Source organism: Aminobacter anthyllidis (assembly GCF_018555685.1).
GTDB classification, from domain to species: Bacteria; Pseudomonadota; Alphaproteobacteria; order Rhizobiales; family Rhizobiaceae; genus Aminobacter; species Aminobacter anthyllidis.
In genome coordinates this window covers 353,231-365,862 of the sequence record NZ_JAFLWW010000005.1, presented here as the reverse complement: position 1 = coordinate 365,862, position 12,632 = coordinate 353,231, and the positions used below count along the sequence as shown (strand labels likewise).

Here is a 12,632-nt window from a genome sequence, read left to right as displayed (position 1 = left end):
AGACCGCCTTTCGTTCAATTTGGTGGCAGTCGCGCGGCTCAGCTGCCGGCGCCCGAGAGCGTCGTGACGGCGCGACGGTTCTGCGACCAGCAGGAAATGTCGTCGCAAACCGCGACCGGACGTTCCTTGCCGTAGGAAATCGTCTTCAGGCGGTTCGAGGCAACGCCCTGCGAGATCAGGTAGTCGCGGGCGGCAGCGGCGCGACGCGCACCGAGAGCCAGGTTGTATTCGCGGGTGCCGCGTTCGTCGGCATGGCCTTCGACAACGACGGCGTACTGGCCGTACTTGTTCAGCCACTGCGCCTGGCGGCTCAGGATGCCCTGCGCGTCGGCGCGAACCGACGAGGAGTCGGTGTCAAAGAAGATACGGTCGCCGACATTGACGGTGAAGTCCTGCGACGAGCCAGGCGTTGCCGAGCCGGCGCTGCCGCCGAGGCCAAGATCGGCCGCGTTGTTAGGGGTTTTCTTCGAGGCGCAGCCGGCAATCGCCAGAGAGGCGATCAGGGCCACGACCACAGGGTTGGTTGCAAATTTTGCGATACGGCGCATCCAGCCTCTCCTTCGCATTCGAGTGATTTCGTTGAACATCCAGTAACCACGTTGGGGTTAACCGGCATTCAATGAACATGGTTAAAAATTCGTTGCCGCTCGCTGTAGCGTCCCCGCATACGGCAGTCGTCGAACATGCACTTCGCCGCGCACCGTAGGCGAAAATACGGCAGAAAGGCGGCGTCATTGGGCAAATGACGCCGCCTGGTCCATTAGTCGCGCCTTCACAAGGGAAGGTTAACGATGGTTCCTAATCGAGCAGTGGCGACCAGGCCGGATCCGAGGCAAAGCCCGAGGTCGGGATCGCCTGTTCGTTGCGGCCGGTGAGGTCGACCGAGTAGAGCTTGGGGCCGCCGCCGCCGGGCTGGTCGCGGAAGAACATCACGACACGGCCGTTCGGCGCCCAGGTCGGGCCTTCCTGCTGGAAGCCCGTCGACAGGATGCGTTCGCCCGAACCGTCGGTCTTCATCACGCCGATCTGGAATTGGCCGCCCGACTGTTTGGTGAAGGCGATCAGGTCGCCGCGCGGCGACCAGACCGGCGTCGAGTAGCTGCCGCCGCCGAAGGAGACGCGGGTCTGGCCCGAACCGTCCGCGCCCATGATGTAGATCTGCGGCTGGCCGCCACGGTCGGAGGTGAAGACCACCTTGGAACCGTCGGGCGAATAGGACGGCGAGGTGTCGATGGCGCTGGAATTGGTCAGGCGCGTGGTGGTGCGGCTGCGCAGGTCCATCGAGAAAATGTTGGAATTGCCGTCGTCGCGCAGCAGGCTCATGATTACCTTCTGGCCGTCAGGCGAAAAGCGCGGTGCAAAGGTCATGCCGGGGAAGTTGCCGACGAGTTCGCGCTGGCCGGTCTCGATCTGCAACAGATAGACCTGCGGCTGTCCGCTCTCGTAGGACATGTAGGTGATTTCCTGGCGCGTCGGCGAAAAGCGCGGGGTCATCGCCATCGAACGGCCGTCGGAGAGGTAGCGCACATTGGCGCCGTCCTGGTCCATGATGGCGAGGCGCTTCTTGCGCGCGGTCTTGGCGCCCGACTCGTCGATGAACACGACGCGGGTGTCGAAGTAGCCCTTTTCGCCGGTCAGGCGCTCATAGATCGCGTCGGCGATGATGTGGGCGATGCGGCGCGAATTGGCCTTGTTGGCGAAGAACTGCTCGCCGGCAAGCTGCTGGCCGGCGAAGGTGTCCCACAGCCGGAACTCGGCCTTGAGCCTGCCGTCGGCCTCATGGCTGACGCGGCCGGTGACCAGCGCCTGGGCGTTGATGACCTTCCAGTCTTCAAAGCGCGGCGCGACGTCCGGGTTGGAGATCTTTTCGATGAAGGCGCCCTTGTCGATCGGCGCGAACAGGCCCGAGCGTTGCAGGTCGGCGGCGACGATGCCGGCGATCTCGGCACCCATCGCATCGCCCGACAGGAAGTCGGTGATGGCGATCGGCAGCGGCTCGACATTGCCCTTGTTGACGTCGATCTCGACCAGCGCGCGTGCGGGCAAGGTAGCAAACGCGGTCATGCCGCTCGCCATGGCGCCGATCAGAAGGATCGCTTTGATTACATGCTTCATTAGATAGGCCTCTTAGTTCCGGGTGAGCGCGTTGGCGCTCAGAACATTTCGCTCGGGTCGAAATTGACGATGACTTGATCCCAGCCGCCGGCATATTTGTCAGCCGGCAGATTGTATGGGGCGCACTGGAGGACGGCGCGGCGCGCCGATTCAGCTGCTGCGCGCTCGATACCGGCCGAGCCGCCGCCGGAGATGATCTCCGGTCGTCCCTCGATCTCGCCGCTCGGCGTGAGATTGAACTGGATGGAAACCTTGAGGCCGCCGCCGTCCATGGCGCCCGCCGGAACGTTCCAGCAGCGCTGGACCTGGCCGCGAAGCGCGTCCATCTCGCTCTGGCTCAGCTTGTTGCCGCCGGTGTCCTTCTTGCCGCCCAGCGAGGCCTGGTCGGTCGAGCGCTTGGCGCCGCCGCCCGATGGCTTCTGCTTGTTGAGCAGAGCTGCGACCTCGTCGGCGTTGAATTCCTTCTCTTCAGACTTCGGCTTGGAGGCCGCCTGCTGGGTCTGCTTGTCTTCCTGCTTGCGCTCCGGCGTCTTGGCCGTCTGCGCCTGGGGCGGCTGCGGCTTGGCTTCAGGCGCCGGGGCGTTTTCGGGCAGCTTGACGGCTTCGGCCTCGGCCTGGTCGGAGACGATCGTCTCGGCCACCGGGTCGGGCTTGACCTCCTGCTTGGGCTGCGGCTGCGGCGTCACTTCCGTTGCCGGCACGGGGGTCGGCTTGGGCTCGGCCTGCTTCACCGGCTCGGGCTTGGGCTGCTCGACCGGTGTCGGCTTCGGCTCAGGCTTGGGCGAGGGCGGCGGAGCAGCTGCAACGTCGACTTCCTTTTGCGTCGGCTCGGGCGTCGGCGGCTTGTCGCTGTCGGTCTTGTTGTCGCCGACATTCTGGGCGTCCGGCACGATGTCGGGACGGCTCGTCGGCTTGGGTGCCGGCTTTTCGTTGGCCGGGGCCTTCTTGTCGCCCTTCTGGATCTGGGTGATCGATTCGACCGGCACGATGTCGACCGGGAACGCCTCGACGTCGGCGACTTCGAGGGCGCTGGGCGCAGACAGCGTAAACAGGCCGAAGCCCAGCACCGCCGCATGCAAAACCACAGATGTCGTGAGGCCGGTCTTCATTTTGCGGGCTACTGGTCCTGTTCCTGCAGCGTGACGAGGCCGATCTTGTTGTAACCGGCGGCCTGGATGCGGGCCATGACCTTCATCACCGTGCCGTAGTCGGCGGTCTTGTCGCCGCGCACGTAGATGCGTTCCTCGTAGCCGGCCTTGGCGATGGCACCGAGCTTGGCGACGACTTCCTCGATCGGGATCTCGGTTTCCTGGATGTGGATCTGGCCGGCTTCGTTGATCGAAATGGTGATCGGCTGCGTTTCCGAGTTCAGCGCCTTGGCTGCGGTCTCGGGCAGGTCGATCGGTACGCCGACGGTCATCAGCGGCGCTGCCACCATGAAGATGATGAGCAGCACCAGCATGACGTCGACGAACGGCGTGACGTTGATTTCGGACATCAGGCCGTGATGGCGGCCGCGCCGCCGGTGGCCGCGCCCGCCGCGGCCCGAACCGCCCGCGCTAACTGACATACCCATGGTCTACTCCTCAGGCCCGCTGCGCGACTTTTTCATCGATTTGGCGCGAGAGTATGGCGGAGAACTCGTCGGAGAAGCCCTCCATGCGCATGCCGATCTTGCCGGCGTCGGATGACAGCTTGTTGTAGGCGATGACGGCGGGAATGGCGGCGAGAAGGCCGATTGCCGTTGCCAGCAGCGCCTCGGCGATACCGGGGGCGACGACGGCGAGGTTGGTCGACTTCGAGCCGGCGATGGCCTGGAACGAGGTCATGATGCCGACGACGGTGCCGAACAGGCCGATGAACGGTGCTGCCGAACCGATGGTGGCGAGGAAGCCGAGGCGGCCTTCCAGCCGCTCCATCTCGCGCGTCAGCGCAAGGTCCATTGCCTTGTCGATGCGGGTCTGCAGCGCCAGCGGCGACTTGGCACCCTTCTCGAAGCTCTTCTTCCACTCCTTCATGGCAGCGACGAAGATCGCGCTCATGCCAGTGGTCTTGCGGTCGGAAAGGTTGCGATAGAGCTCTTCAAGCGACTGGCCCGACCAGAAGATCTGTTCGAAGCGGTTCAGCGCCGCGCGCATGCGGTTGTAGGCAACCAGCTTGTCGACGATGATCGCCCAGGTCCACACCGACGCGCCGAGCAGGCCCAGCATCACCAGCTTGACCACCCAGCCGGCCTGCCAGAACAACGCCCAAATCGACAATTCCGCGCCGGTCTGGGCGAGAGGTAGGTTTTCCATCTTGTAACAGTCCTTAAGATTTCCGGGCCCGGCTCGCAGCTAGCCCTTGCGCATCATCCCATCGTGGTCCGTTCGCGCGAAGCTTCCGGAAGTGCCCCAAAATGCGCCTTTTCGGCCTTTTCGGGGCGAAATTTGGTGAAAGGAAGGCCGCTCGGAATCCTTACGACTTTCACTGGCCCCTTAATGGACCGTTATGGTTAAAGATGGGTTAGGAATATGCCGCCGCGCCAAGCTGTCGCCCCGGCTGGGCCGGGGTTGGGGTGCTGTGGAGCGAGGAATTGTGGCCAATGCGTCACACAATCTTGTGATCGGCAACGGCGTCGCGATCGTCCGCCGGGATCGTCGGGCATACCGCCTGGGCCTTACCGCCCGGGCATGAAGGCTTCGACCCAGTCCTTGGGGAAACGCCTCGGGCGGCCGTTCTCGCCGACGATCGCCGCTTCGACCTTGGCTTCGACCAGCACCTCGTCCCCGCGCTTCAGCTGCTGGGCCATGGTGATGCGGGCGCCTGAGATGTCCTGGGTCCGGGTTTCGATGGTCAGCACGTCGTCGATCCTGGCCGAGGCGCGGAAATCGATCTCCATGCGCCTGACAACCCAGACGATCTTTTCGCCATGCTTGCCGTCGGCGAGTTCGGTGTGGTGGACGCCGGCAAGGCGCAGGAAGTCCGAGCGGCCACGCTCGAAGAATTCGAGATAACGCGCATGGTAGACGACGCCTGAAAAGTCGGTATCGGCATAGTAGACCCGCGCCATCAGCCGGTGGCCGAAAGGCGTCAGGGCGCCGGAAAGGCCGGCCGCCAGCAAGTCCTGGTCAACATGATCCGCCATCGCACGTCCTCGTTCCGGCCGCGTTGCCAGGAAAATCTGGCAACAAGGCAAGGAATCCGATGGCATTATCGGCGGCAACGATCAAGAACTGTCTGATGGCGTTGCCGGCGGGCACTCATTCGCGCCCGCATCGGCGGCGATGCCGCGCCGCCGTGGGGAGAGCGGTGCGTTGCAACGGTCCCGTCAGACCCTTGCGCCATGCCTTTCGGCCAGCGTTCCACTCTTCTCCTGGCTTATCATCGGCATGCGAGGTTGTGTGTTTATCGGCCCCGGGCGCTTGCGTGAGAACACCAGCAGGTTGGTGCGCATTGCCGGCGGCATGAACCATTGCAGCAGCGAGACGAAGGCAAAGCCCGCCGCCGTCCCGCCGTGATATTTCGGCGTGCCATTGGAAATGTAGCCGTGGTGCGACCAGCTTTCTTCGCCGAAAGCCTGTCGAATGCTGCCCAAACTGTTCATGCGGTAGAATGTCGGAAATGCGTCTTCCCGCGGCCGCTCGGGCCATACCAGCCGCATCATGCGGTCCTTGAGCGTTTCCGGCACGATATTGGTACCGATCCCGACATAGCCAAGACGGTTCGGCGTGAGTGCGCAAAGCCAGCCGCCAGGCTTGAGAACCCGGTCAATTTCCTGCGCGAACTGCTTGGGATGTTCGACATGTTCGATCACCCATTCGCAGATGATCACGTCGACACTTGCGTCCTCCAACGGAAGCCGGCCGCCGGGTTCCATGACAAACGCCTCGTCGAGATGCGGATGCGTCATCACGACCGGGTCGACGTCGATGCCGATGACCTTTTTGACGCGACCATGGAAATTGCAGAACCACTTGCGGAACGGGGCACTGCCCTGGTCGAAACGGGACCCGCGGCCGGCACCCAGATCGACAACGACCATGTCGGGGTCCACCAGGGCGTTGATGCGCGTGTAGAACTCGATCGCCTCGTCATCCCGCGTAAATCCGCCAGCCGCCGTCTCCGGCCGCCATCTGTCAACCACTGTCATCGTAACACCCCGCCGCGCGATTGATTGAATTCGGTCACTATAGGGGCTCTTAACGAATAAATAACCAACATGACCTGGCGAATCAGAAAGATCATTACTTAGGGTTAATTTGCGCTGCCCTTTACTGCGTCACGAAACCCACCGCCATGAGGCCGGCGCAGCTTTCCGCAATGAAAGTTGAAGGTCTATTTCAGCGAAGTATTATTTAGAGCGTCCTTTAGTCGCCTGCCGGCCCGGCTTTTCATCATGTTCAGCCTTGGGGCTTTCCTTTTCCCAGGCTTTTGGGCACCAGTTCTCTTGGGCGAACGGGATGGTGGCAATGGTGGCGATGATCAGAACCTCACTCATGGCATTGCTGGCGCTGGCCTTGTCGGTCTGTTCGGCCGGTGCCGCGACATTCTCGATGAAGCGCGGCGTCAATCTCGACATCTGGGAAACCTGGCCCGGCGAGGACAAGTGGGGCGACGCCAACGTCATCCTGCCGTTTCCCGAATGGCGCAAGCGGGTCGGCGAAGGTGAGCTGAAGGCGCTCAAGGCCGTTGGCTTCGACGTCGTGCGCATCCCCGTCGACCCCTCGGTGTTCCTGTCCGAAAAGACCGAGCCTCTGCGCGAGCAACTGCTCGAAAGCGTCCTGGAATCGGCTCGCATGGTCAATGCTGCCGGACTCAAGGCGGTGGTCGACCTTCACCTCATTCCCGCCGGCGGCAACGGGCAGATCGGCATGTCCGAGGTGATGGACGATCCGGCCAATTTCGACCGCTATGTCGAACTGGTCCGGCAAATGGGCCTCACCCTGGCCAAGGAAGATCCCGCTCAGGTCGCCTTCGAACTGATGAACGAGCCGGTCGTCGATTGCGAGCCGGCGGACGCCAAGGTCTGGCCCGAACGTCTCAAGCGCCTTTACGCCGCCGCGCGTTCCTCGGCGACCCGGCTGACCCTCGTGCTGTCGGGCAGTTGCTGGGCAAGTGCCGAAGGCCTTGCCGCGCTCGACCCCAAGGATATCCCCGACGACAATGTCATCTGGACGTTTCATTCCTACCAGCCGTTCCTGCTGACGACCCAAGGCGCCACCTGGGCAGGCGACTTCATCCGCTATGTCACCGGACTGCCTTATCCGCCCTACTCCGTGCCGCGCGAAGAACTTGACGCCGCGCTCGACAAGGTCAGGGCCAAGATCACGGCCGAGGCGCCGTTGCTGCGCCGCTCAGGCATGCTCGCCTATCTCGACGAGCAGATGGCGCTCGTCGACAGCAAGGAAAAGCTCGAAGCCGAACTCGACGCGCCTTTCGCTCAAGTCGACGCTTGGGCGAAGAAACACGGCATCTCGCCTGACAACATCTATCTCGGCGAGTTCGGCATGATCCGCCAGGAGTACAACAACCCCTATGTCATGCCCGGCGCCTGGCGCGCCGCCTATGTCAGCGACATGATCGCGCGTGCCGAAGCACATGGCTTTGCCTGGTCGATCTGGGGCTATGGCGGCGCCTTCGGCATCGTCGACGAATTCGAGGGCCGCAAGGCGGAGTCGGACGTGCTGGAGGTTGTGAAGGGGCTCAAATAGTAAGCCCGATATTCTATCATTGATTGTAGGAATATTTTCTTGTACCATTGCCGTTGTTTGGCGATGGGACAAACATGACGAACACAAACGACGAAAACGCCGCCCTTAGGAAGTTCCGCACCAGGCATGTCGGCCTCGATCTCGATGTCAAACTGCTGCGGCTGCGGCTGAAGGCAGGATTCAACCCCGCCCAACCTCGCGTGCCCGCCGGTGATCCCAACGGTGGGCAATGGACGGACAACGGTGGAGGTGCCGGGCGCTCGCGACCGGACCGAAATCTGTCTGGCGCCGGATCGTCGCCGGGCATGACACCCGGCCCGGGCGCCGGGACGGCTTCTGCGAGCAAACCTGTTATCGACCGCGCGCGGATCGTGGCACGTGTTGGATCATCCAATCGCCCGGGAAACCCCCATGTCCGGCACACGGTAAGCCTTCCGGGCGGACGGCGTTTCGTATTCCAGACCGAGGGTACGCGCCAAACCGTGCTTGACGGTGCCGGCAATCCGATCAGCAAGACGCTGTGGACCCCTCACGGGCCGATGTCGCAGCCGGTCGTGCGGCTCGCGGGCGCAGATGACACGCAGGGTGTCTTCGACGCGGCACGGCAACTCTACAACCGGCTGTCGGCCACCAACACACTGGACCAGAGAGCCTGCCTCGCCTTCACGGCGAAGGAGTTCCGGCCGGACGGCTCATTGCTGACACCGATGAGCTTCGTCGGCATGCTCTCGCGCGCCGAGACGGAGAAGGTCTGCTCGAAGCTCACACTCGTTCAAAGGTTATCCGACGAAGCGATGCAGGAGGCCAAGCTCACCGGGCCATATCCAAATGCGACAGTGTTTGGCACGGCTGTACATACGCGGCTGCACAAGAAGATATTAGCGCTCAAAGACTCTACCCTGACTTCAGAGCAGTCGTTGCTGAAACGAATGGAGGAAACTCTGTTCGATTTCAGTGCTGTGCGCGTCGATGTTCTGGAAGATCGAAATGTTGGTCCGATCTGTGTCTATGATCTGAAAACGGGGCGAAGGGGTCTTAGCCGCAGCCGGGCCATCGAGTTTGCAAGGCGGCTTGCCTTTCATGGTCGCCCGATCATCATAATCGAAGTGAGGCCTTACGAATGACCGCCTCGCAACTCATCAAGCGTCATATCAAGCCGCTTCTGACACGCCACACGGATCTTGAGATTATCGGTCGCTGGCTTGTCATGAAGCCAATACGGCATGTGCTGAGAGGCGTCGTTATCCTGACTCGCAACCATGATGAGTATTTTGTTCCGAAATGGGCTGTGACCCATTTTTGTGAACCTGTCGGCAATTTCCCCCTTAACTGGGGCGATCGAATTGACCGGGAAACACCAGGGCTTTTCACTTGGGATTCCGACGGGGCTCTCCAACTCGTCAAGCAGCTGGAGCGGGACATCCTGCCCATCTTTCGCAGCATCCAGACGTTTGACGATCTGGTCGCCTATGTCGAAACCAAGCCGCTTCCTTATCGCCGTTTCGAGATCGACGAGCTGCGCGGCGCGTGCCTACATGCGGCGCGTGGCGACCTGGAGACGGCGCGGGCCAAGCTCGACGATCTCCGGAATGGCCGCTCCTTGTGGTGCATCCCAGGCTTTGCCGAAGCAGAGGTGGCGGCGGTCGTCGACGGGCTCGGGCCGGCGCTCGACAAGGGCGACAGGCTCGCTATTGCCCGGCAACTTGCGACCTGGGAAGAGGCTCGCATGGCCAAATTGCCCAAAGGGTTCGCCCGCATCTGGGAGCCGACGCCGTTTCCCGTAGAGCAGCAAATTTAGTTTTTATCACGGTTCACGCGGTACTGTCCGATGCCCGCAGCTCAGTTGATCAATGCGCACCTCAAGCATCTGATTGCTCGACATGCCGACGTCGAGATAGTTGGTCGCTGGCTTGTCATGAAACCGATCAGGCATGTGCTTCGCGGCATTGTCATGCTGAGCCGCGATCACGATTCCCCCAATGGGCCGTCACGCATTTCTGCGAACCCGTCGGCAATTTCCCGCTCAACTGGGGCGAGCGTCTCTATCGGGACAGCCCGGGTCTCTGGCTGTGGGACGATCCCGATATGCCAGAGTACTTCATCTCCAAGCTCGAAAGTGTGGTGCTGCCGGTCTTCCGCAGCATCGAGACGCTCGACGATCTGGTCGCTTATGTCGAAACCAAGCCGCTCCCGTATCGCCGTTTCGAGATCGACGAACTGCGTGGTGCCTGTTTGCACGCGGCGCGAGGCGACCTGGAGACGGCGAGGGCCAAGCTTGACGAACTCCGGAACGGCCGTTCGATGTGGTGCATCCCAGGCTTTGCCGAAGCGGAAGTGGCCTCGGTCGTCGACGGGCTCGGGCCGGCGCTTGATAGGGGCGACAGGGCCGCGATTGCCCGGCAACTTGCGACCTGGGAAGAGGCGCGCATGGCCAAATTGCCCAAAGGGTTCGCCGGCATCTGGGAACCGACGCCGTTTCCGGTTGAGCAAGCTCCATAGGATCGCCCGCTCATCTTTTCGGGGACATACTGGTCGGCGGGAGCACGTTCGGTAATGAGCGCCTTGTCAGGCCTTGTGGCGTTCGAAGCGTTGCTCGCGGACGCCGCCTGACCACTGGTCGCGCTCTGCCTCCGCCACAAGCGCGAAGCCGAAAGACTCATAGAGGTGACGGGCGGGCTTCAGTCCGTCGAATGTCGTGAGGTAGACGCCGGGAAAGCCTTGTGCGTCGGCATGCGCGATCGCTGAATCCATCAGCCTGCGTCCCAGGCCAGTGCCACGCGCCTTGTCGCTGGTGATGAACCAGCGCAGATGCGCCAAGGGTTCACCCGGCGCCGGCGCCTCCAGGCTGATCGTGCCCAACAGCGTGCCACTGTCGTCGTCCTTGGCGGCGAAGAAGTCGAGGCCCGGCCTGAAGCCGGTCATGAAGGCGGAAAGTTCGCCAGCGACCTTGGCCTCGAAAGGCAGGCCGAAGCCCCATTCGCGGGCGTAGTATTCGGCGTGCAAGCGAACGATGTCGGCTATCAGTCCGGGACGATAGCCTGGCATGCTCAGTCCTCTTCCTGGAACAGGTTGATCTGCTGGATCGTTAGGTCGCGCGGGATATCGAGGCCGAGATGTTTCCAGGCATTGGCCGTCAGCACGCGGCCGCGCGGCGTGCGCTGGATGAAGCCCTGCTGGATCAGGTAGGGTTCGATGATGTCTTCGATGGCGTCGCGCGGCTCGGACAGTCCGGCGGCGATGGTCTCGATGCCGACGGGGCCGCCGCCGAAATTCATCGCAATCATCGAGAGATAACGCCGGTCGAGCGAATCGAGACCGAGGGCGTCGACCTCGAGCCGCGACAGCGCCTCGTCGGCGATGCGGCGGTCGACCGGCCCCGACCCGGCCACCGAGGCGAAGTCGCGGACGCGGCGCAACAAGCGGCCGGCGATGCGCGGGGTGCCGCGGGCGCGACGGGCGATCTCGATGGCGCCGTCGTCGGCCAGCGGCATGCCGAGGATACGGGCCCCACGCCGCACGATCAGTTCCAGTTCCTCGACGGTATAGAAATTGAGCCGGACAGGAATGCCGAAGCGGTCGCGCAGCGGGTTGGTCAAAAGCCCGAGCCGGGTGGTCGCGGCGACAAGCGTGAACTTAGCGAGGTCGATCTTGACCGAGCGCGCCGCCGGACCTTCGCCGATGATCAGGTCGAGCTGGTAGTCCTCCATCGCCGGATAGAGGATTTCCTCGACCGCCGGGTTGAGCCGGTGGATCTCGTCGATGAAGAGCACGTCGCGCTCTTCGAGATTGGTCAGAAGAGCCGCGAGGTCGCCGGCCTTGGCAATGACCGGGCCCGAGGTCGAACGGAAATTGACGCCGAGTTCGCGCGCCATGATCTGCGCCATCGTGGTCTTGCCGAGGCCGGGTGGGCCGACGAACAGCACGTGGTCGAGCGCTTCGCCTCGGCCCTTGGCCGCTTCGATGAAGATCTTGAGGTTGGCGCGCGCCGCCGCCTGGCCGACGAAATCGTCGAGCGTCTGGGGGCGCAGGCTGTTGTCGGAGTCCTCGCCGCGCTTGTCGGGGGTAATGAGACGGTCGGGGGTATTCACTTAAGCAGTTCCATGGACGGAATGAATTTGGCGGCGGGCTGGTCGAAGGTCACCGTTCGGGAGCAACCGAGCTGGAGATTGTGTTCGGCAACAAGGGCGTCGGCAAAGTCGACCTGGGGCACGGCGGCCCGTTCCAGCGCGCGCACGACAGCGTCGAAGTCTTCAAAAAGCAATGTCTTCACTTTCAGCAGCCGGTGAATGGCGCCCAAGGTCTGTTCTTTCGACTGTCGATAGCGTGAGGTCAGCGCCCAAGAAAATTCCGCAAGCACGATGAGGCTGACGAAACCTGGATTTTCTTCGCTCAAAGTGTTTCCGAAGGCGAGCGCTGCAGCCCGCTGGCCGGCATCGTCATTCAGCACCATACGCAGCAGGACGTTGGTGTCGATGCCATGCTGGGTCACGCAGCATCCCCTTGGCCGGCTGCCTCTTCGCCGAAGACATGGCTGGCCACGGCATCGCGGACCGCCTTGTCGATTTCCTCCAGGCTTGCCGGGCCGCCGGGCGGGTCGCCGAGAAAGCCGGCGAGATCCCCGAAGGCAAGATTGCGTGGCGTGCCGACGAGATGATCGTCGATGACAGTCCATGCAATGGTGTCACCCGGCTTGAGCGCCAGCATATCGCGAACATCCTTCGGGATGGTGAGCTGGCCCTTGGAGGTCAAAGTGGCTTCGGCGCTCATTTTGCTTACTCCAGGCCAGAATTCTTACACTTGGCAATATAGTAAGAAAAAGCGGGG

16 protein-coding genes are annotated in these 12,632 nt (G+C 62.6%); 4 read left to right on the top strand and 12 right to left on the bottom strand.

From position 1 onward, the window contains the following. Positions 1–38: 38 nt before the first annotated feature. The 8 genes from pal to J1C56_RS32980 form a co-directional block, all read right to left on the bottom strand. Positions 39–548 carry a peptidoglycan-associated lipoprotein Pal gene (gene pal, locus J1C56_RS18935; protein WP_214391605.1) on the bottom strand — a complete coding sequence of 170 codons (510 nt, stop codon included), beginning with the start codon at positions 546–548 and terminating at the stop codon, positions 39–41. 250 nt (positions 549–798) lie between these two features. After that, a complete protein-coding gene (gene tolB / locus J1C56_RS18930) occupies positions 799–2,076 on the bottom strand; it encodes a Tol-Pal system beta propeller repeat protein TolB (protein ID WP_246591648.1) in 1,278 nt (425 codons plus the stop codon). Between the two features lie 77 nt (positions 2,077–2,153). Continuing rightward, positions 2,154–3,224: a hypothetical protein gene (locus J1C56_RS18925; protein ID WP_214391603.1), complete on the bottom strand. Its 1,071-nt coding sequence runs from the start codon at positions 3,222–3,224 to the stop codon at positions 2,154–2,156. A gap of 8 nt (positions 3,225–3,232) precedes the next feature. After that, on the bottom strand, positions 3,233–3,685 hold the full coding sequence (tolR, locus tag J1C56_RS18920; RefSeq protein WP_420797418.1) for a protein TolR: 453 nt from the start codon (positions 3,683–3,685) through the stop codon (positions 3,233–3,235). A gap of 16 nt (positions 3,686–3,701) precedes the next feature. Continuing rightward, positions 3,702–4,412 (bottom strand): protein TolQ, encoded by a 711-nt coding sequence (gene tolQ, locus J1C56_RS18915; RefSeq protein ID WP_067956800.1) that lies wholly within the window; start codon positions 4,410–4,412, stop codon positions 3,702–3,704. 362 nt (positions 4,413–4,774) lie between these two features. Beyond that, positions 4,775–5,242 (bottom strand): tol-pal system-associated acyl-CoA thioesterase, encoded by a 468-nt coding sequence (gene ybgC, locus J1C56_RS18910; protein WP_214391601.1) that lies wholly within the window; start codon positions 5,240–5,242, stop codon positions 4,775–4,777. Between the two features lie 183 nt (positions 5,243–5,425). Then, complete coding sequence (locus J1C56_RS18905; protein ID WP_214391600.1) at positions 5,426–6,247, bottom strand: class I SAM-dependent methyltransferase; 822 nt, start codon at positions 6,245–6,247, stop codon at positions 5,426–5,428. Positions 6,248–6,448: 201 nt separating this feature from the next. After that, positions 6,449–6,667: a hypothetical protein gene (locus J1C56_RS32980; RefSeq protein WP_246591666.1), complete on the bottom strand. Its 219-nt coding sequence runs from the start codon at positions 6,665–6,667 to the stop codon at positions 6,449–6,451. Here J1C56_RS32980 and J1C56_RS18900 point away from each other — a divergent pair. The 4 genes from J1C56_RS18900 (at position 6,576) to J1C56_RS18885 (ending at position 10,307) form a co-directional block, all read left to right on the top strand. Continuing rightward, a complete protein-coding gene (locus J1C56_RS18900; RefSeq protein WP_246591580.1) occupies positions 6,576–7,808 on the top strand; it encodes a glycoside hydrolase family 5 protein in 1,233 nt (410 codons plus the stop codon). The genes J1C56_RS32980 and J1C56_RS18900 overlap by 92 nt on opposite strands. Positions 7,809–7,882: 74 nt before the next feature. After that, positions 7,883–8,932, top strand: coding sequence for a hypothetical protein (locus J1C56_RS18895; RefSeq protein ID WP_214391598.1), 1,050 nt, complete (start codon positions 7,883–7,885; stop codon positions 8,930–8,932). Further along, positions 8,929–9,606, top strand: a complete 678-nt coding sequence (locus tag J1C56_RS18890; RefSeq protein WP_214391597.1) for a hypothetical protein — start codon at positions 8,929–8,931, stop codon at positions 9,604–9,606. The genes J1C56_RS18895 and J1C56_RS18890 overlap by 4 nt, the downstream gene beginning before the upstream one ends. 287 nt (positions 9,607–9,893) lie before the next feature. Further along, positions 9,894–10,307, top strand: a complete 414-nt coding sequence (locus J1C56_RS18885) for a hypothetical protein (protein ID WP_214391596.1) — start codon at positions 9,894–9,896, stop codon at positions 10,305–10,307. A 66-nt stretch (positions 10,308–10,373) separates the two neighbouring features. Here the strand turns inward: J1C56_RS18885 and J1C56_RS18880 are convergent, their stop codons facing one another. Genes J1C56_RS18880 through J1C56_RS18865 form a run of 4 tightly spaced genes read right to left on the bottom strand, consistent with a single transcriptional unit; the run spans position 10,374 to position 12,575 of the window. Further along, the gene (locus J1C56_RS18880; RefSeq protein WP_214391595.1) at positions 10,374–10,853 is read right to left on the bottom strand and encodes a GNAT family N-acetyltransferase; all 480 of its coding nucleotides are present in this window, start codon (positions 10,851–10,853) and stop codon (positions 10,374–10,376) included. 2 nt (positions 10,854–10,855) lie between these two features. Beyond that, positions 10,856–11,896 carry a Holliday junction branch migration DNA helicase RuvB gene (ruvB, locus tag J1C56_RS18875; RefSeq protein ID WP_214391594.1) on the bottom strand — a complete coding sequence of 347 codons (1,041 nt, stop codon included), beginning with the start codon at positions 11,894–11,896 and terminating at the stop codon, positions 10,856–10,858. Further along, positions 11,893–12,297, bottom strand: a complete 405-nt coding sequence (locus tag J1C56_RS18870; RefSeq protein WP_214391593.1) for a PIN domain-containing protein — start codon at positions 12,295–12,297, stop codon at positions 11,893–11,895. Before J1C56_RS18870 ends, ruvB begins: the two co-directional genes overlap by 4 nt. Continuing rightward, positions 12,294–12,575: an AbrB/MazE/SpoVT family DNA-binding domain-containing protein gene (locus J1C56_RS18865; protein ID WP_214391592.1), complete on the bottom strand. Its 282-nt coding sequence runs from the start codon at positions 12,573–12,575 to the stop codon at positions 12,294–12,296. The genes J1C56_RS18870 and J1C56_RS18865 overlap by 4 nt, the downstream gene beginning before the upstream one ends. Positions 12,576–12,632: the final 57 nt, after the last annotated feature.